The following is an 18,563-nucleotide window of genomic DNA, read 5'->3' as shown; positions in this document are numbered from 1 at the left end:
ATTGGTGAGGAAAGAGTTATGAAAAGAGCATTTATTTTAGTTTTAGATTCATTCGGTATCGGCGAAACCGCGGATGCTAAAGATTTTGGTGACGTTGGCGCAGATACACTCGGTCATATTGCTGATCAATGTGCACAAGGTTTAGCAGATAACGCTGATCGTAAAGGTCCACTAACATTGCCAAACCTGTCTAAGCTTGGTCTTGCAATGGCGCACAAAGAGTCTACTGGTCGTTTTGCTCCGGGATTGGATGATAAAGCAGACATCATCGGTGCTTATGGTCATGCGGCTGAGCTGTCTTCTGGTAAAGATACTCCGTCTGGTCACTGGGAAATTGCTGGTGTTCCTGTTCTATTTGAATGGGGCTATTTCACTGACAAACAAAACAGTTTCCCTAAAGAGCTGACTGATCGCATTCTTGCTCGCGCAGGTCTGGATGATTTCTTAGGTAACTGTCACGCTTCTGGTACGCAGGTTCTGGATGATCTAGGTGAAGAACATATGAAGACTGGCAAGCCTATCTTCTATACTTCTGCTGACTCAGTATTCCAAATCGCGTGTCACGAAGAGACTTTTGGTTTAGATCGCTTACTTGAGCTTTGCCAAATTGCCCGTGAAGAACTGGCGGATTACAACATTGGTCGTGTTATTGCGCGCCCATTCGTTGGTGCTGGTAAAGGTCAATTTGAGCGTACGGGTAACCGCCGCGACCTTTCTGTTGAGCCACCTTCAGCAACAGTGCTGCAAAAGCTGGTTGAAGAGAAGCAGGGCAATGTAGTGTCTATCGGTAAGATCGCAGACATCTACGCAAACTGCGGTATCACTAAGAAAGTGAAAGCAACGGGTATTCCTGCGCTGTTTGAAGCAACACTAGAGCAGATTCAACAAGCGGGTGATGACACTATCGTCTTCACTAACTTTGTTGATTTTGACTCAGCTTATGGTCACCGTCGTGATGTAGCAGGCTATGCAGCAGCACTAGAATATTTCGATAAGCGTCTACCTGAAGTTCTAGAATTGATGCAAGAAGATGATGTACTGATTCTGACGGCTGACCATGGTTGTGACCCAACATGGCAGGGTACTGACCATACTCGTGAACACATCCCAGTGATTGTTTACGGTAAGAAAGTGGCTCCGGGTTCATTAGGCCGTCGCGAAACATTCGCCGATATCGGTCAAAGCCTAGCAAGCTACTTTGGTATTTCACCAATGGATTACGGTAAGAACTTTTTGTAATTTCTTAGGGGCTTAGTCTCTGTCTTAGTGAATAGGATAGCATTGAGCCCCAATTATCAGTTTGGTAAAGGTGCAATTTGAGCATCTAACATCATAAGGAACAAGATAATGGCTACTCCTCATATTAATGCTGAAATGGGTGCATTCGCTGACGTCGTACTGATGCCGGGTGATCCACTACGTGCGAAATACATCGCTGAAACCTTCTTAGAAGACGTTGTTCAAGTGTGTGACGTACGTAATATGTTTGGTTTCACTGGTACTTACAAAGGCCGTAAGATCTCTGTGATGGGCCACGGTATGGGTATCCCATCATGTTCTATCTACGTAACTGAGCTAATCAAAGATTACGGCGTGAAGAAAGTGATTCGCGTGGGCAGCTGTGGTGCTGTTAACGAAGATATCAAAGTACGTGATGTCGTTATCGGCATGGGCGCATGTACGGATTCTAAAGTGAACCGTATTCGCTTCAAAGACCACGACTTTGCTGCAATTGCAGACTACAAAATGGTGAAAGCGGCAGAAGAAGCAGCAAAAGCTCGCGGCATCGACGTTAAAGTGGGTAACCTTTTCTCTGCTGAACTGTTCTACACTCCAGACCCATCTATGTTCGACGTAATGGACAAATACGGTATCGTTGGTGTTGAAATGGAAGCGGCGGGTATCTACGGTGTTGCTGCAGAATACGGTGCAAAAGCGCTGACTATCTGTACTGTATCTGACCACATCAAAACAGGCGAAGCGACCACGTCTGAAGAGCGTCAAACCACGTTTAACGACATGATGCTTATCGCATTAGATTCAGTATTGATTGGTGATCAAGAAGGTTACTAATCTTTCTTATCTATTCGCTTATTTATTCTGAATAAAAGAAAAAACCTCAGCTTTGGCTGAGGTTTTTGTTTATATGATGCGTTTTAGCTAACGTCCTCAACTAAAACTCTATTCCGCGTTCTGTAGCAGCAGGTTTTCACCTTTCGACTTCGGCTTACGTTTCAGTAGCAGAGTGAACAACACGCCACTGATAAAGCTCATGATAACCATTAGGTACATGTAACGATCACTTTTACGATAGTGATGATCGGAAATTGCTGTCACCTTACCGGTCTCAAACGTAATGCGAACAAAACCGATCAGGTTGCCATCATGCATTACTGGCTCTACAAGTTGCTGGCGACCAATACTTGCCGTTTGCAAAGGTGTATCCAACCCAAGCACTTCTCTTACGCTTAACGCTGAATCACTGGAGGCGAGTTTTACACCTTCAGAATCATAAATCGTTGCATCAAATACTAAGCGGTCTTGGGCAAGTTGATTGGTGAGATTAAGCAGACGCTCTTGATCCTGCTCTGCGATACTTCTGCCTGCGGTTAGCGAGGCTTGAGTAATCAATACCTTCGTGAGTGTTTCTAGCTGGTTTGCTTGAATACGTTCGTTACCTTTACTGATCACAACACTATTTTTAATTGTGATAACGAACATGCCAATCAACAGCAGTAAGGTTAGTAGGCGAATAACCATACGAAACGAGAACAAAGAACCGTCCATAATCGAGTTAATCCAAAGAAAATCAGACTTTGCACATATTGAGACTTGCGTTTTTAAATTGCAATAGGGTAACGTCTGCTTATACGAAGACATGGATGCCTTAACTATTATGCTAGCTATCAAAAAACATACGTCTCTTATCAATCGTCTGCCTGAAACTCGTTTATCTCGTCAACTAGACAAAAGCAAAGCCAACTGGATTGTTTTTGGCCACTTTTTAACAGCGCAGCAGTTTGACGACATTGATTTCTTTACTGGTTATTTCAACGCCATTATAGATGCGTGGAAAGTCGGTCCTTATGAAGTTGCTTTGATGTCCGGTGAGCTGACGGGCGAGCATGAGAAAATCTTACAGGGTTTAGGCCTAGATTACGCTCGCATCAATGAAGTACCTGATTTATCAAAACCGGGTTTGATTGTCATGGATATGGACTCCACAGCAATCAAGATTGAGTGTATTGATGAAATCGCCAAGCTTGCGGGTGTTGGTGATGAAGTTGCCGAAGTAACAGAGCGTGCGATGCAAGGCGAACTCGATTTCGAACAAAGCCTGCGTCAGCGTGTAGGAAAACTGAGTGGTGCCGATGAATCGATTTTAGAGCCTGTTCGTTCAACACTGCCTTTGATGGAAGAGCTGCAAGAGCTGGTTGAAACGCTACAAGCATTTGGCTGGAAAACAGCGATTGCCTCTGGCGGTTTTACCTACTTCTCTGATCATTTGAAAGCGATGCTCAAATTAGATCATGCTCAATCAAATACCTTAGAAATTATCGATGGTAAGCTGACTGGTAAGGTGCTTGGCGATGTTGTGACGGCTCAAACCAAAGCGGATATCGTAGAGGAACTCGCGACTCAGTTTGATATTGAAATGCACAATACTGTTGCTGTTGGTGACGGCGCGAATGACCTTGTAATGATGGAAGCAGCTGGTCTTGGCGTTGCTTTCCATGCCAAACCTAAAGTTGAAGCTAAAGCGCAAACTGCGGTGCGTTACGCTGGCCTTGGTGGTGTGCTGTGTATTCTTTCTGCTGGTTTGGTTAAGCATCAGAAAATTAGTTGGCAAAGTAAGCCGTAAGGTTTGTCTGAGTCTAATTTGAAATACAGAAAAGCGAGGTTGGAACCTCGCTTTTTTAATGTCACTCAACTAGATGTTTTTTACTTCCAGACCTGCCAGTTGATGCCAGTAACCATTACATTGCTGACTCTCTAACTTGGTTGGATGACCACCATGTTCGTTTTGTTTGAAGTTGTTTAAGTGCTGAAAGGTTTCGACACCCAGAGGACTTAAACGAACCACATCCACTAATCCTTCCATGCTCGGTAAGTCGTTCATCAGGTTATAACAATAGCCAGACTGAGTTTGGATACCGTTTAAGTTGAAAACGGATTGACCTTCCTGACTGCTGACTTGAATACCGGTTGGATACTTAATACAGCAGGTTTCGCATTCATCTTTAGCTCTGTTCTCTGCGCGAGCAGTAAAACAGCGAGCTGAATAGGCGAGAGGGAGATAGCCGTGACTAAAGACTTCCACTTCAAATTGATTGCGAATACCGATTTTTTCACACTGAAGCAAAACGTTGTTAAGCCAATCGCGTGATAGTTCAACAGGCATACACCAGCGAGTCATACCTTGCTTTAGAAAGAGCTGTAATGCGTATGCGTTATAGGTATTCACGGCAGGTCCCACAATGAAAGGTATTCCTTTCTCATGAGCCATCTGAATTGCAGAAACGTCATTGGCTTCAATCGCGAAGTCACCATTATCTATATACTTCTTTAGTACGTTGATTTCGCTTGGCGCTTCAAATAGTGCCATAGTCGAAAGAACCACTTGTTTACCAGCAGAAGAGAGCTCTTTAGCAATATCAAACCAGTGTTGTGGTTTCATCTCACGACGTTTGGAGCAAACCGTTTCGCCCAGATAAATAATATCAGCGCTGCTCTCTTTAGCTTGTTGGTAAAAGTTTTCGACATCTTGTTTTGGCCAGAAATAAAGTAGCGGGCCTAGTGCGTATTTCATAATTTCCCCTTACTACTGATTACTGCCATTTTCGGTGATATGCACCGAGCGTGGTTTGCGTGCCTTCAGATACGTTTGCAAGTGTGGCATCCCAAGCACTTTCTACGTGATAGCTTTGAGGATTAGCAAGGTAGCGATCAATCGCTGCGCGCCAAGTGCGCGTCACTTGTTCTACATAAGCAGGGCTACGCTGACGGCCTTCAATTTTTACCGAGGCAACATTCGCTGCAAAAAGCTCAGGTAACAGCGAAAGCGTATTCAGACTGGTTGGTTCTTCTAACGCGTGGTAACGTTTTTCTTCACCATCAATGTTCGCCATAAAGCGACCCTTACATAAGGTTGGGTAACCCGCATTTTCGCCCGTTGCGTACTTGTCGATAAGAATTTCATTCAGTCGTGACTCTAAGCCTGACTCAGTTTCTTGCCAGCGCACATATTTCGCCGGAGAACACGCGCCTACCGTATTTGGCGATTCACCCGTCATGTAAGAGGAAAGATAACAGCGACCTTCCGACATAATGCATAAGCTACCAAACGCGAAGACTTCAAGGTCTACGCCTTCAGGAATGTTACGAGAAAGCTGTTTTACTTGATGGATAGAGAGTACGCGAGGCAATACCACTCGTTTAACGTTGAAATTGTTGTGGTAAAACTCAACGGCTTTGACGTTGGTTGCTGACGCTTGAACCGAAAGGTGTAGTTCCAAATCTGGGTATTTGTTCGCAGCGTAATCAAGAATCGCAACGTCAGCCACGATCAAGGCATCAATACCAAGATCCGCAGCCTGATCGACAGCGTTAGTCCATCGTTCAAAACCATCTGGATGGGCGAAAGTGTTTAAGGCGACATGGATTTTCTTTCCATGATCATGAGTATATTGAACGGCTTTGTTCAGTTTGTTGCCTGTGAAATTTAACCCTGCAAAGTGGCGGGCATTGGTGTCGTCTTTGAAGCCGATATAAACGGCATCTGCACCACAATCAATGGCTGTTTTTAGAGCGGGTAAATTACCAGCTGGACAGAGAAGTTCCATTGCTCGGTTACTTATTTTTATGAAAAAGTGACCATATTTTAAGAATAAACACTGGATATCAATTTGATGTAAGGCAGGTTTCAGTGAATAAGGAAAAATTTACTCACTTAGAGTGATTTACGGTGGCGACGGTGCTTAGCGAACAGTTCTTCAACTTCATGTTTAGGCTGTGGGCGATGGAAATGGAACCCTTGAATTGAATGACAATTCAGGTTGGAGAGCAGGGTTGCTTGTTGTTGTGTTTCAACACCTTCTGCAACCACAGATAAGTTCAGTGAGCGACCAAGGTTAATGATGTTTTCGATTACGGTTATCTGCTTAGGTAGCGTATCGATATCAGTAATGAAAGCACGGTCAATCTTAAGTTCATCAATAGGGAATCTTGCAAGATACGCCAGTGATGAGTAGCCCGTACCGAAATCGTCGATAGAGAGGTTAAAGCCCAACTTCTTGATTGCGTTAAGCATTTGCAGCGTGTGTTCACTATCACTCATTACCGCACTTTCAGTCAGTTCGAAAGTAATACAGCTTGGATCAAGCGATGTAGTCCGCAGTAGCTTCTCGAGATAGTCGATTAATTGTGGGTTACCAAATTGCTCTGGAGAGATGTTGATCGCCACTCGTCCCGGAAGAATGCCTTGTTGTTTCCAACGTTTCACCGTGGCGAAGACATCACGCATGACCACGCGGCCAAGATGTTCAATCAAACCTGCTTTTTCCGCGACAGGAATGAATGCCGCAGGGCTGATGTAGCCCTCAACAGGGTGTTTCCAGCGAACCAGAGCTTCTGCGCCGTTGACGCTGAAATCACGAGCATTCACTTTTGGTTGATACCACACTTCTAAGCCATTTTGCTGAAGGGCTTTTTGCAGTTCGATCTCAAGCCATAAGCGCATGCGCGCTTCTTTGTTCATCTGATCGTGGAACTTGATAAGGCGGTTACGGCCACGATCTTTCGCTTCATACATCGCGGTATCGGCATTTTGCAGCAAAATACGAGCGTCGTTACCGTCGCCCGGATATTGCACACTACCAATCGAACAGGCTAGGCGCTTACTGAAGTGGTGCAAATCAAACGGTTGGTTGATCAAAGAGATTATGCGTTCAGCCAACATTTCCGCAGAGCGGTTGTGCTCTGGCTCTGGCAAAATCAGACCAAATTCGTCACCGCCTAAATGGCCTAAAATTGCTTGTTGTGGCAGCAAACGTTTCAGACGTGACGATACTTCCTGAATGACTTTATCACCGATGTGGTGACCCAGAGAGTCGTTGATATTCTTAAAGTTATCGATATCCAAATACAACATCACCAATGGCGTGTCGTTTTGAATTAAATGCTCTAGGCGTTTAGTAAAACCTAATCGGTTGTACAACCCCGTTAATGCGTCTACATGGATATCTGTATGACTGGTAGCGGAAAGCTGTTTCGTCGCTTGAGAAGCATCCTGAATCAGAATTAACTGGGAGTTGCTGCCCAGTATTTGAGTTGTACCAGCATGCAGCTGTACTCTGCGCTCAAAACCACAACGAGGGCCAGTTAAACATACCAGTGGGTTGTCTGTTAAAAGTTCACCCAACTTAGCGTTAAATACGCCTTTGGTTTTTTCATCAATAAACAAGCGTGACAGCTCTTCATCCAGCAAATCTGAGGTATCTTCAAATCCCAGTAAGCGAGCTGCTGAAGGGTTGGCTGAAATAATGAAATCATCTTCGACTAACAGTAAGCCATCCGGCAATAAAGTGGTCAGGGTCGAAAATTTGTTTTCAGAATCTTCCAGAGAGCGGATGAGGATTTGTTTCTCAGAGGTATCAATGGCATGGAAAACAATGTATTCCACGTCTTTTTTGTCACTGAAAATGGGAGAGAGTGAGAAGTGAAGACTCATTTCCATGTCGATGTCATGGAGTGTCATTTCAGCTTCTAGAGTTTCGCCATCGAATGCTCTTTGGTAATAGCCTTTGAGGTGGTTGTAAAATCGCTCACCAAGAATTTGCGAGTCATTCATTCCAACCAGTTCAGTCGCGGTTAAACCCGAGACATCACAATACCTTTCGTTGACCATGACATAATTATGTTGGTCATCTAATATGGCAAAAAAGAACGGACTGTTAGACGTTATTTTTGCGAACCAGTGCTGTAAATGTTGCGAAGGCATTTGCGACGGCATTAAGAAACTACCAACTGTGTTTAAGCGCTTATTTGTTCAATAAGAATTATTTAAGAGCGATACGTACTAACTATAACGTTGATTTCACGGTTAGAAAAGCTTCTCTGCGTTGCACAATTTCTTGATGCATAACAGGGTTCGCCACTATCACATCCCGTATGATGAGTTTTCCAAAGACAAAGGTAACGGATAAAGGGCGTGATTAACAACATTCGTATTCAACTAGTTCAAAATGCAGCATCAATTTTGAGATCTCCAGTCCACTTATTGCCTAAGTTTGTGCAAAAAAAAGCCTTACTCGATGGCATGAAAATGGTCTTCCATGAAGCGCTTGAAGATGGTGATTTTGAGTTCCTCGAAGGCAAGTGGTTAAAAGTTGAAATTCGCGATATGAACTTGTGTTGGTATGTCAGCTATGAAGACGACAAGCTTGTGGTTGCAGACAACATTAAAGATGAAGATGTGAGTTTCAGCGGCAACTTGAATGATCTGGTTCTGATTGCAGGTCGCAAAGAAGATCCGGACACGTTATTTTTCCAGCGCAGACTGTCAATTGAAGGCGATACCGAGCTAGGCTTAGAAGTCAAAAACTTGATGGACAGTGTGGATTTGGAACAATTACCGAAAGCTTTGCAAATTTTACTTCACCAACTGGCCGATTTTGTGCATAAAGGCATGCAAGCACCTAACGCACATAAAGAGGTAGTGAATGCTTATTCGAACTGAGGCTCCAGCCGATATTCTGGTTGTAGACCAATTACTGAAATCGGTATTTGATACCGAAGCGGAAGCAAACTTAGTAATGGCTCTGCGCGAGAATAGTAATCGCACGCTGTCACTGGTTGCCTGTGAAGATGATGGCGAAGTGGTGGGGTTCGCGATGTTTAGCCCAGTATCACTGGCTGGTGAACACCTCAATTGGCAAGGTTTGGCTCCTTTAGCTGTGAAAGCAGAGTACCGTAAACAGGGCATTGGTGCAGAGTTAGTTAACGAAGGTTTGGCTTCTCTTGGTGAACTGGGCTATCCAGCCTGCGTTGTTCTTGGTAACCCTGATTACTACCAACGTTTTGGCTTTAAACCAGCCAATCAATTCGGCTTTACATGCCAGTGGGAAGTACCTGCGAACGCATTTCAAATTGTCGCATTGTGGGAAAACGAACTCGATAACCGCCAAGGGCTAATTGAATATTGCCCAGAGTTTAATGAACTCGCTTAAATCGTTCCATTAAGAAGAAGCGTCCGCTTCTTCTTACTTCTTACCTTTGTTGATTTATCTAGATATTTCTATTCGAGTTATCACCTGTTGAACAAGCAATTTCGGCTGATGCCTTAATAGCTTTACGCTCTCTATGAGCTGTGGTGATTCCACAGGAAGTTTGTTAGCATTCGCTTACATCATCATGTACAACTTAGCCAACAGGCCTGAACTGATCATTACTATGCCTAATCAAGAGCAACAATACTTACAAGCGATGGGAATTCAAAGCTGGGAGCTGGTTCATCCTGAGCGTTTACAAGGTTATCAAGCTTCGAAAGTCGGCTTAGACAAAGAGTGTAAATTGTTGCTGGTCAGTGAAAGCTATCCAACCCCAAGCGAAGTGACACTGTTTGAAAGAGTGTTGAAGAGCTTCAATGTGGAATTGCAGCAAGCTCAGCATGTTTATTTGCACAATTTGGCGAGTTTAGATCTTTCAAGCCTAGAGTGGATCTGGTTTGCAGGTTGCGATGATACAAGTATTTCCGGCATCAAAAAACTCCACACACCACCATTGTCCGAAGTAGACGGTAACACCCAACACCGCCGCGATTTATGGCAGCAGATATGTTCTTACGAGGCGAATTAATTTTATGTCGATTCAGTTTTTACCGATAGAAGAACAACATCTGGATTCAGTGTGGCAAATCGAGCAGCAGGCTCACAGCCATCCTTGGAAAGAGTCAATGGTTCGTCAGCTAGACAGCCGAGGTGCTTGTCACTTTTGTATGTTGCTAGACGATAAAGTGATTGGCTATTTCTATGCGCAAAACATCGTAGGTGAAGTCTCTTTGCTTAATATCGCGATTGATCCTGTATTGCAGGGAAAGGGTTACGGTAAGCAACTGGCTGAATTTTTCTTAACTCATTGTGAAGACGTCAAAGCGGAGAGTGCCTGGCTTGAAGTTCGAGAAAGTAATACTCGCGCGTTTGATCTATACCAAAATCTCGGTTTCAACGAGATAGACCGCCGTGTGAACTACTATCCGACAGAAAAAGGTAAAGAAGACGCCATTATTATGAGCTACTACTTCTTCTCGTAACGATTAGTCGCCGCGGCTGGTGGCTATTTGTTGCCAAGGCGAATAACGTGGCTATGGTTGGCTATATCTTTATAGTGATTGTCTTGAAAGCGCTGCTCAATGTCATTTACTGGAAGTGGTTTATCAAATAGATATCCTTGGAATTGCTCACATCCTAGTTCTTTTAGCGCATTGAGTTCATCAATATTTTCCACCCCTTCCGCGATCACTTCCAAATTGAGTCTTCGAGCCATCATGAGGATCGTATCGACAATCGCTTGATCACTTTCATCCAAATGAAGCTGAGTCACAAAAGAACGGTCGATTTTCAACATATCGACAGAGAGATGCTTTAAGTAGCGAAGTGACGAGTAGCCTGTACCAAAATCGTCGATAGAGATATTGATGTGGTTCTGCTTGAGCTTTGCCATTTTCTCCATAGAGCTTTCAACATTCTCTAGCAGCAGACCTTCGGTTATCTCTAGTTCTATGTGTTCCCCTGAGATTTCCACTTGTTGCAAAATGTCATTGATAAACTCAACGAAGCTGTCTTGAGCAAACTGTAAAGGACTGATGTTGATGGCTAAGCGGCGGAAATGTGGCGGAAGCACTCCGGCTTTTTTCCACTGTGCATACTGATAACAAGCTTGTTCTATAATCCAGTTGCCAATTTGAAGGATTTGCCCGGTTTCTTCTGCGATAGGCATAAATAATCCCGGTGGTAACAGACCTTTTTGAGGGTGATTCCAGCGAATCAATGCTTCAACACCGACGATATTATGGTGAATGTCTACTTGAGGCTGGTAATAGAGTTCAAGCTGATTATTTGAAAGCGCCTCATGCAGCCCTTTTTCTATGGCTAAGAACGATTCAATTTGCGCCTGCATCTCGGGTCTGTAAAAAACATAATTGTTTCGTCCACCCACTTTGGCTCGGTATAAGGCTGTGTCTGCCTGACGCAGGAGGTCAATGTTTGTGGTGATGTTCTCTGGAAAGGTTGTGATACCAAGACTAACGGTGCAGTAGAGCTGGTGACCATCGATTAAATAGGGGTTTGAAATTAAAGCAAGTAGCTGCTTGGCAGCGCTCTCGATATCTCTAGCGGCGACATCGTGATTAAGAATAGCAAACTCGTCACCGCCAATTCGTGCTGGCATGTAGCCTTTTTTAGCCCACCCTTCCATCCGCAGAGCAATCGCTTTGATCAACTTGTCACCGATAGTGTGGCCTAATGAATCATTGATGGTTTTAAAGCGGTCAATGTCGATATAAAAAAGCACCCCCGTTGTTTTGAGAAGTCGCGCTTTATCAATCGCTTCTGATAGGTTTTGCAACAATAAGCTACGGTTTGCTAACCCAGTCAGACTATCGTAATAAGCAAGTTGATTAAGTTTTGCTTCTGCTTCTTCTCTGTCCTTCCACAACTTGTGGAAAGTAAAAGCCAGTTCGCTGATCTCATCTTTATGTTCTCGGACTGGAGGAAGTGTGATGTGCTGCTTGTGTTTGAGCGAGCGAACCCATTTGTTTAAGTTGATGATGGGTAAGGAGAGCTTCCGATAAAAGAAAAGTAGCAAGATGCTGGTCAACAGAACATTTCTCAACAGATCAAACAGAAGCACCTGAGTCGTTTTGTTGATGAATTCTGTTGCTAGAGAAGTACCGTCAACAGAGAAACTTAAGCGGCCAACCAATACATTTGATTCCGGTTTGTGCAGATCGGTCGTGAAGCTTGGGATATTCGGAGTGAAGTAGTGAGAAAGCAGTTTGACAAACTCGTTCATATCCGGGATAGGGCGCTGCTGCACGATTAACGTATCACCGAAATCATCAATAATTTCTACACGATAAATAGCGGGATCCGCCATTAAGCTGGTGGCAACTTGTCCAGCTAGAAGGTTGTTTAAGTGATAGGCAGCAAGGCTAGCATTGGCATAACTTTGCATCAGCTTGAAATGGTAACTTTCTTCTACTTTTTTCTGCTCTTGATGAAGGTCGATAAGAATTTGATAAAAACTAAAACATATCCCCAGTATCACTGATACCAAGAACACAGTTTTGGCTTGTTTAAATGCCAATGAATTTAGCTGTCTAGTTTTAGCCATTGCGCCCAAAAGTCCTTTTATTCTTCTAAAGTTATAGCCCATCTTGGCTGAAAATTAATCCCCAATAATGAGTGTTTGTTTAACTTTTGAATGGTGGCTTATCTTGAAATCCTACAGGACTTGCCATTTTACTGTGCTATCCCTGTGTCGCACGAATAAGATTAAAATTTACAGTAAGTTAATTATCTAATCTTCTCAATAGAAATAGTGTGATTATCTGATATTGATGTTTTTAGATAGTTGAGGGGCTAGACGGTGTTTTAAGTTTTTGTCTTAGTTGACTGAAATTAATGATGTTTTTGTTTTCATTTCTAGTCCAATCCGCCAGTGGATACTACTTTATATAAGCTTTGATTGTTTATGGAGGCAGAATCAGCGAAAATACCCGCCAATCACGATTAACTAACGGATTTGTGCGAGTAACACCTTGCAGGTGGCTGTTTGTACCCTTAATCCGTGCTCAAACGAAAAGAATGATCAAATGGCAGACCCGATTTTTCTAAGCGAAGTCAATAAACGTAGGACTTTCGCGATTATCTCTCACCCAGATGCTGGTAAAACAACCATCACTGAAAAGGTGTTGTTATTCGGACGTGCAATCCAAACCGCAGGCTCTGTAAAAGGACGCGGCTCATCTCAGCATGCTAAATCAGACTGGATGGAGATGGAAAAAGAACGTGGTATCTCGGTAACAACTTCTGTAATGCAGTTCCCTTACCGTGATGCGTTGGTGAACTTACTGGATACCCCAGGACACGAAGATTTCTCGGAAGATACTTATCGTACATTGACTGCCGTTGACTCATGTTTGATGGTTATTGATGCAGCAAAAGGTGTCGAAGACCGTACGCGTAAGCTGATGGAAGTTACTCGCCTGCGTGATACTCCGATCATCACCTTCATGAACAAGTTGGACCGCGATATTCGTGACCCAATGGAACTGTTAGATGAAGTTGAGAATGAGCTAAACATCGCTTGTGCTCCTGTGAGCTGGCCGATCGGCTGTGGTAAAGAGTTCAAGGGTGTTTATCATATTCACCGTGATGAAACGATTCTGTACTCAACAGGTCACGGTCACACCATTCAAGAAGAGCGCATCATCAAAGGCCTCGACAATTCTGAGTTGGATGTTGCAATTGGTGAAGATCTGGCAATCCAACTGCGTGAAGAACTTGAACTTGTGCTAGGCGCTTCTCATGCGTTTGATTCTGAGTTGTTCCTTAAAGGTGAACTAACCCCTGTTTTCTTCGGTACTGCATTAGGTAACTTTGGTGTTGACCATATGCTTGATGGTCTGACTGAGTGGGCTCCAGCACCACAACCGCGCCAATCAAACGAGCGCATTGTGGAAGCCGCGGAAGATTCCTTCACTGGTTTCGTATTTAAGATCCAAGCGAACATGGATCCTAAACACCGGGACCGTATCGCGTTTATGCGTATCGTATCGGGTACTTATAAGCAAGGTATGAAGATGAACCACGTACGCATCGGTAAGCAGGTGAGCATCTCTGACGCTGTGACGTTTATGGCAGGTGACCGCTCTCGTGCAGAAGAAGCTTATGCGGGCGATATTATCGGTCTTCACAACCACGGAACGATCCAAATTGGTGATACCTTCACTCAAGGTGAAAAACTAAAGTTCTCAGGTATTCCAAACTTTGCTCCTGAGCTGTTCCGTCGTATTCGTCTGAGAGATCCACTTAAACAGAAACAGCTGCTTAAAGGCTTGGTTCAGCTTTCAGAAGAAGGTGCTGTTCAGGTATTCCGTCCATTGCAGAACAACGATTTGATCGTTGGTGCTGTTGGTGTGCTTCAGTTTGATGTGGTTGTTGCTCGTCTGAAATCTGAATATAACGTTGAAGCGATTTACGAAGGCGTGAACGTAGCAACGGCTCGTTGGGTTGAGTGTTCAGATGTTAAGAAGTTTGAAGAATTCAAGCGCAAGAACCAAAGCAACCTAGCGTTAGATGGCGGTGACAACTTAACTTACATCGCGCCTACTATGGTTAACCTGAACTTGGCTCAAGAGCGTTCACCAGAAGTTGAGTTCCGCGCAACACGCGAACATTAATCTTCAGTTAGCTAATAGGGTATGATTCCGCAAACCGCTCAAGACATCTTGTTTGCTTAAACAAGGGCTTCCATGCCCTTGTATGTTTGCTTCACCACACCCAATCAGCATTGATTCTGCCAGACGTAAAAAAGCCGATGCATTGCATCGGCTTTCTACTATTTATAGTTCAGAAATCATCGCTCAGAATTATTTGCTTTTCTTCGCCGAAGTTTTCTTTTTAGTGGTGTCTTTCTTCTTAGCTGTGTCTTTTTTCTTCTTCACCGTTGCAGGTTTCTTTTTCTTAAACACTGGTTTTTTGTGTTTAGGACGCATTCCTTCAATGTATCGCTCTTTAATCTCTTCTTTGATGTAACGTGCAACGCGCTCAATCATTGGTTGATCGTGCGCTTCAACCAGAGAAATCGCGTTACCTTTTTTACCCGCACGAGCGGTACGGCCGATACGGTGAAGATAAACATCCGCAGTACGTGGCATATCAAAGTTAATCACATGGCTTACGTCTGGAATGTCGATACCACGAGCGGCAACGTCCGTCGCCAGAAGAATGTTGACTGAACCGTCACGGAAGCGAGCAATCGCGTTGTTACGGCGATCCTGTGGCATTTCACCTTGGATCCATACACATGGGATCTGCGCACGTTCTAATTCTGTACGAAGTTCTGCTAGGCGTTCACGAGTTTTTAAGAATACGATCGCGCGTTCTGACTGCTCAGTTAAGATGTTTTTCAGCAGATCAAGCTTGTGTGTCATGTCGTCGGCACGGTGATACCACTGAGTGATTTTCTTACGTTCACGACGTGGTGGCTCGGCATTGACAATCGCAGGTTCATTTAGCAGATCAGCGGTGAACCCATCAACACCTTTGCCTTCCAGTGTTGCTGAAAACAAAAGGGTCTGTTTACGCCAGCGACATTCTGCCGATAGGCGATCAACAACAGGGCCAAAGCCCATATCAAGCATACGGTCTGCTTCATCAAGAATCAGCCACTCAATTGCACGACAGTCAAAACGTTCTGCGTCAATGTATTCCAATAAACGGCCTGGTGTTGCAACCACGATATCTTGAGTAGTTGCTAAAACGTCAGCGTGCTCTTGGTACTGAACACCACCAGTAATACTGAAGATATTCATGCGAGTGTATTTCGCTAGAGCTTTCGCTTGCTCAGTGATTTGCAGTGCCAGTTCACGAGTCGGCGTCAGAATGAGAACGCGAGCTGGGCCAGCTTTCTTACGAGGGAAATCTTGTAGGTATTGCAGCGCTGGAATAACAAACGCAGCTGTTTTGCCTGTCCCTGTTGGGGCTGATGCAAACACATCTTTTCCGTCGAGGGCTTGAGGAATTGCTTCAGCTTGAACTTGAGTAGGGCGTTCGAAACCCATCTCTTCAATAGCCTCAATGAGGTTTGGATCCAGTTCTAAGTCAGCAAAAGATTTGATCACTGTTAATACTCCGCAAGCGCTCGGACTGAGCAGTCAAAGCCGATCAGCAATCGCTGACCAGTAAAAATTAAGGGCGCACATTATAGATGGATCGTCACTTAGATCACATCTTTAATTCTACATCTTTAAATAAAAAGATCGTGTTAGCTCTGTGAAGGCTTGAGTGTAGCCTAATTCATCACGAATGATCAGCTCTGAATGCTCTGTGTTCGTTTCTTGTTTTTGCAGTTCAAATAAAAGACGGCTGACGGGCTTATTGGCGGTCGGTTGAACTTTGCATAACCGTGATAGGTGAAAGCCCGACTCTTTCGCTAACGCTATAAACTGTTCACCTTCCGTTATGGGAAGAATAAAACTGGCGATTCCATGCTCAGAGAGCAACTGATAGCTGATCTGAATCAGTTGCTTATGCTCTAAGGTTTTAGTGTGTCTGGCTGTCGCCCGTTGAGCATGTTGTGAGTGTTCACCGTCGTTAAAGTAAGGCGGATTACAGATAATTGCATCGAAGGTTTTACTCTGTGTGAGATTTAAAATATCGGCCTGTTCAACAACAATTCGCTTAGCCCATGGAGAATGGCTGATATTGATTTTCGCGGCATGGTAAGCGTTCTGATCGATATCAATCGCATGTATTTCAGCATTGAGAAAGCGCTGTGCACACATGAGTGCCAGTAGTCCTGTGCCAGTTCCAATATCAAGGATATGCAATGGGGCCATTTTGGCAGAATTAGAATCTTGGAAAGCCCACGATCCCAGAAGAACTCCGTCCGTGCTGACAGGCATGCCACTTTGACCACCTTCAATCGAAAATTGCTTAAATTTAAAGCCTTTAGTGTTTAATGTGCTACTTTTCATGAAAATATCGGTATTTGTTGAAATTTAAGTGACTAACGCTGGTGTTGCATAAATGTATAGATTTTTGTTCTATTTGGTGTTCATTTTATGTCTTAAAATTATAGTCAATTGTTCTGGTTTTGTTTTTGTATCTAGTGTTATGAACTGGTTTTTTGCTTTCAATATGGTTTTATGTGGCGTTTTTGGCTCACGGGTTGCTAAGTGATGATAGTTTCGTCATTATTCGCCACCTCTCCTGAGCTTTGGAAAGCCGTTTTTCAAGCGAAGGATGTATTACATTAACAAATAATTATTAAGGGGTATCTGTGAAACAGACTTTGAAATTAACAGATATTATAGCTTTAGGCTTTATGCTTTTTGCGTTCTTTTTGGGCGCTGGTAACATCATTTTCCCTCCTCTGGCAGGTCAATTAGCGGGTGACCATATATTTCCAGCAATGAGCGGGTTCTTAGTAACTGCGGTAGGCCTACCGTTAGTGACAATTATTGCCGTTGCCATTTCAGGTGGTAGCTGGGAACACTTAACCAAACACCTTCCTGCGAAAGCGTCTTTGGTGATGGCAGCTCTTATCTTTATTATTATCGGCCCTGCATTTGCAGCACCTCGTACAGGTCTCGTTGCTTATGAAATGGCGGTAAAACCACTGTTTGCTGATCTTAACCTGACGGTTTTCTCAATTTTATTCTTCGCTGTGGCTATGTTCTTCTCATGGTCTCAAGGCAAATTGATTGACGTGATCGGTAAAGTGCTGACTCCTGCGTTATTCATCGGTTTGATTGTGTTGGCTTTGGGGGTTTTCATTGATCCACAAGGACAAATGCTTGCTGCGCAAGGTGAGTACGCTACACAGCCGCTAACAAAAGGCTTCTTGGAAGGCTACAACACGATGGACACCTTTGGTGCTCTGATGTTCGGTATCCTTATTGTGGATGCTCTGAGAGCGAAAGGTATCACTGAAGAAAAAGCGACAACCAAATACCTAATCAGTGCTGCAGTCATTGCCGCTGCTGGTCTGGCGTTTGTTTATATTTCACTGTTCTACCTAGGTGCAACCAGTGCCTCTGTTGCTGCTGACGCCGACAATGGTGGTGTGGTATTAAGTCAATACGTTATTGCTCTATTTGGCGATAAAGGTCAGTTAGTATTGTCAGTGATCGTACTACTAGCATGTTTAACTACAGCTATTGGTCTTATCTCGGCTTGTTCTGATTTCTTTAGCACCCACACGCCTATCTCATACAAAGCATGGGTAGTCATAAATGGTGTTGCGTGCGCGGTAGTGGCGAACGTAGGTCTGGCTCAGTTGATTGCACTTTCAGTACCAGTACTGTTTGCACTATATCCTGTAGCGATTGCGTTGGTTGCGTTGACTTTCATCCGCACTAAGCTTGCGAACCCTCAAGCTGCATACCGTGTGGTGATTCTAGTGTCACTGCTGTTTGCTCTGATTGATGCGGCAAAAGTGTCTGGCTTAGACGTTTCGTTCTTTAACTTCCTACCATTGTTTGAAATTGGTATGGGCTGGTTGCTACCTACATTTGTAGCGATGATTGTGATGACATTTGTTGGTGGTTCAACAAAAGCAGAGTTAGAACAAAAAGCGGTGTAACTGTTATTTCGTTTTGAAGAGGCGCTTGAGACTGTCCTTAAACAGCTTCAGCGCCTTTTTTATTGGTAGAGATTTAGCCAGACTACCTAGAATCCCTGCATATCCTCCAATCAAAATATCCCCATTTTTTCCTGTATCTTCATCACATTTTTAAGTAGAATTCTCCGGTTAAATTCTACTCATAAAGCTTAAGC

16 protein-coding genes are annotated in these 18,563 nt (G+C 43.9%); 9 read left to right on the top strand and 7 right to left on the bottom strand.

Annotated features, from left to right (window positions below; genetic code table 11):
- Positions 1–18 precede the first annotated feature (18 nt).
- Positions 19–1,239, top strand: coding sequence for a phosphopentomutase (locus AAGA51_RS12345; RefSeq protein WP_042480333.1), 1,221 nt, complete (start codon positions 19–21; stop codon positions 1,237–1,239).
- 108 nt (positions 1,240–1,347) lie between these two features.
- Positions 1,348–2,073 carry a purine-nucleoside phosphorylase gene (deoD, locus tag AAGA51_RS12340; RefSeq protein ID WP_042480330.1) on the top strand — a complete coding sequence of 242 codons (726 nt, stop codon included), beginning with the start codon at positions 1,348–1,350 and terminating at the stop codon, positions 2,071–2,073.
- Positions 2,074–2,181: 108 nt separating this feature from the next.
- On the opposite strand, the gene AAGA51_RS12335 is transcribed toward deoD, so the two are convergent.
- The gene (locus AAGA51_RS12335) at positions 2,182–2,787 is read right to left on the bottom strand and encodes a YtjB family periplasmic protein (protein WP_042480329.1); all 606 of its coding nucleotides are present in this window, start codon (positions 2,785–2,787) and stop codon (positions 2,182–2,184) included.
- A 91-nt stretch (positions 2,788–2,878) separates the two neighbouring features.
- On the opposite strand from AAGA51_RS12335, the gene serB reads away from it, so the two are divergent.
- The gene (serB, locus tag AAGA51_RS12330; protein ID WP_042480327.1) at positions 2,879–3,862 is read left to right on the top strand and encodes a phosphoserine phosphatase; all 984 of its coding nucleotides are present in this window, start codon (positions 2,879–2,881) and stop codon (positions 3,860–3,862) included.
- A gap of 69 nt (positions 3,863–3,931) precedes the next feature.
- On the opposite strand, the gene AAGA51_RS12325 is transcribed toward serB, so the two are convergent.
- The 3 genes from AAGA51_RS12325 to AAGA51_RS12315 form a co-directional block, all read right to left on the bottom strand.
- Positions 3,932–4,810 (bottom strand): U32 family peptidase, encoded by an 879-nt coding sequence (locus tag AAGA51_RS12325; protein ID WP_042480324.1) that lies wholly within the window; start codon positions 4,808–4,810, stop codon positions 3,932–3,934.
- Between the two features lie 19 nt (positions 4,811–4,829).
- On the bottom strand, positions 4,830–5,843 hold the full coding sequence (gene ubiU / locus AAGA51_RS12320) for a ubiquinone anaerobic biosynthesis protein UbiU (protein WP_042480321.1): 1,014 nt from the start codon (positions 5,841–5,843) through the stop codon (positions 4,830–4,832).
- A gap of 107 nt (positions 5,844–5,950) precedes the next feature.
- Complete coding sequence (locus tag AAGA51_RS12315; RefSeq protein WP_102954395.1) at positions 5,951–8,011, bottom strand: EAL domain-containing protein; 2,061 nt, start codon at positions 8,009–8,011, stop codon at positions 5,951–5,953.
- Between the two features lie 198 nt (positions 8,012–8,209).
- Between AAGA51_RS12315 and ubiT the strand changes: the two genes are divergently transcribed.
- The 4 genes from ubiT (at position 8,210) to rimI (ending at position 10,309) form a co-directional block, all read left to right on the top strand.
- A complete protein-coding gene (ubiT, locus tag AAGA51_RS12310; RefSeq protein ID WP_042480318.1) occupies positions 8,210–8,737 on the top strand; it encodes a ubiquinone anaerobic biosynthesis accessory factor UbiT in 528 nt (175 codons plus the stop codon).
- Complete coding sequence (locus AAGA51_RS12305; protein WP_042480317.1) at positions 8,721–9,227, top strand: GNAT family N-acetyltransferase; 507 nt, start codon at positions 8,721–8,723, stop codon at positions 9,225–9,227. The genes ubiT and AAGA51_RS12305 overlap by 17 nt, the downstream gene beginning before the upstream one ends.
- Positions 9,228–9,450: 223 nt before the next feature.
- A complete protein-coding gene (locus AAGA51_RS12300; RefSeq protein WP_042480771.1) occupies positions 9,451–9,855 on the top strand; it encodes a DNA polymerase III subunit psi in 405 nt (134 codons plus the stop codon).
- 4 nt (positions 9,856–9,859) lie between these two features.
- Entirely contained in the window at positions 9,860–10,309 is a 450-nt protein-coding gene (rimI, locus tag AAGA51_RS12295) for a ribosomal protein S18-alanine N-acetyltransferase (RefSeq protein WP_042480315.1), read from the top strand.
- A 23-nt stretch (positions 10,310–10,332) separates the two neighbouring features.
- On the opposite strand, the gene AAGA51_RS12290 is transcribed toward rimI, so the two are convergent.
- On the bottom strand, positions 10,333–12,390 hold the full coding sequence (locus AAGA51_RS12290; protein ID WP_042480312.1) for a putative bifunctional diguanylate cyclase/phosphodiesterase: 2,058 nt from the start codon (positions 12,388–12,390) through the stop codon (positions 10,333–10,335).
- Positions 12,391–12,871: 481 nt separating this feature from the next.
- On the opposite strand from AAGA51_RS12290, the gene prfC reads away from it, so the two are divergent.
- The gene (gene prfC / locus AAGA51_RS12285) at positions 12,872–14,461 is read left to right on the top strand and encodes a peptide chain release factor 3 (protein ID WP_042480310.1); all 1,590 of its coding nucleotides are present in this window, start codon (positions 12,872–12,874) and stop codon (positions 14,459–14,461) included.
- Between the two features lie 189 nt (positions 14,462–14,650).
- Here prfC and srmB read toward each other — a convergent pair whose 3' ends face one another.
- Positions 14,651–15,904, bottom strand: coding sequence for an ATP-dependent RNA helicase SrmB (gene srmB / locus AAGA51_RS12280; protein WP_042480307.1), 1,254 nt, complete (start codon positions 15,902–15,904; stop codon positions 14,651–14,653).
- 117 nt (positions 15,905–16,021) lie between these two features.
- Positions 16,022–16,759: a tRNA1(Val) (adenine(37)-N6)-methyltransferase gene (locus AAGA51_RS12275; protein ID WP_042480304.1), complete on the bottom strand. Its 738-nt coding sequence runs from the start codon at positions 16,757–16,759 to the stop codon at positions 16,022–16,024.
- 305 nt (positions 16,760–17,064) lie between these two features.
- Between AAGA51_RS12275 and brnQ the strand changes: the two genes are divergently transcribed.
- Positions 17,065–18,369: a branched-chain amino acid transport system II carrier protein gene (gene brnQ / locus AAGA51_RS12270; RefSeq protein WP_042480303.1), complete on the top strand. Its 1,305-nt coding sequence runs from the start codon at positions 17,065–17,067 to the stop codon at positions 18,367–18,369.
- The last annotated feature ends 194 nt before the right edge of the window (positions 18,370–18,563 follow it).

The organism is Vibrio diazotrophicus (assembly GCF_038452265.1).
GTDB classification, from domain to species: domain Bacteria; phylum Pseudomonadota; class Gammaproteobacteria; order Enterobacterales; family Vibrionaceae; genus Vibrio; species Vibrio diazotrophicus.
The sequence above is the reverse complement of the archived record's forward strand: the minus strand, read 5'-3'. Positions and strand labels throughout refer to the sequence as shown.

What these genes read in the sequence shown, in the direction of transcription:
- AAGA51_RS12345 (WP_042480333.1), top strand. Translation starts at nt 19, where the DNA reads ATGAAAAGAGCATTTATTTTAGTTTTAGATTCATTCGGTATCGGCGAA.
- deoD (WP_042480330.1), top strand. Translation starts at nt 1,348, where the DNA reads ATGGCTACTCCTCATATTAATGCTGAAATGGGTGCATTCGCTGACGTC.
- AAGA51_RS12335 (WP_042480329.1), bottom strand. Translation starts at nt 2,787, where the DNA reads ATGGACGGTTCTTTGTTCTCGTTTCGTATGGTTATTCGCCTACTAACC.
- serB (WP_042480327.1), top strand. Translation starts at nt 2,879, where the DNA reads ATGGATGCCTTAACTATTATGCTAGCTATCAAAAAACATACGTCTCTT.
- AAGA51_RS12325 (WP_042480324.1), bottom strand. Translation starts at nt 4,810, where the DNA reads ATGAAATACGCACTAGGCCCGCTACTTTATTTCTGGCCAAAACAAGAT.
- ubiU (WP_042480321.1), bottom strand. Translation starts at nt 5,843, where the DNA reads ATGGAACTTCTCTGTCCAGCTGGTAATTTACCCGCTCTAAAAACAGCC.
- AAGA51_RS12315 (WP_102954395.1), bottom strand. Translation starts at nt 8,011, where the DNA reads ATGCCGTCGCAAATGCCTTCGCAACATTTACAGCACTGGTTCGCAAAA.
- AAGA51_RS12305 (WP_042480317.1), top strand. Translation starts at nt 8,721, where the DNA reads ATGCTTATTCGAACTGAGGCTCCAGCCGATATTCTGGTTGTAGACCAA.
- AAGA51_RS12300 (WP_042480771.1), top strand. Translation starts at nt 9,451, where the DNA reads ATGCCTAATCAAGAGCAACAATACTTACAAGCGATGGGAATTCAAAGC.
- rimI (WP_042480315.1), top strand. Translation starts at nt 9,860, where the DNA reads ATGTCGATTCAGTTTTTACCGATAGAAGAACAACATCTGGATTCAGTG.
- AAGA51_RS12290 (WP_042480312.1), bottom strand. Translation starts at nt 12,390, where the DNA reads ATGGCTAAAACTAGACAGCTAAATTCATTGGCATTTAAACAAGCCAAA.
- prfC (WP_042480310.1), top strand. Translation starts at nt 12,872, where the DNA reads ATGGCAGACCCGATTTTTCTAAGCGAAGTCAATAAACGTAGGACTTTC.
- AAGA51_RS12275 (WP_042480304.1), bottom strand. Translation starts at nt 16,759, where the DNA reads ATGAAAAGTAGCACATTAAACACTAAAGGCTTTAAATTTAAGCAATTT.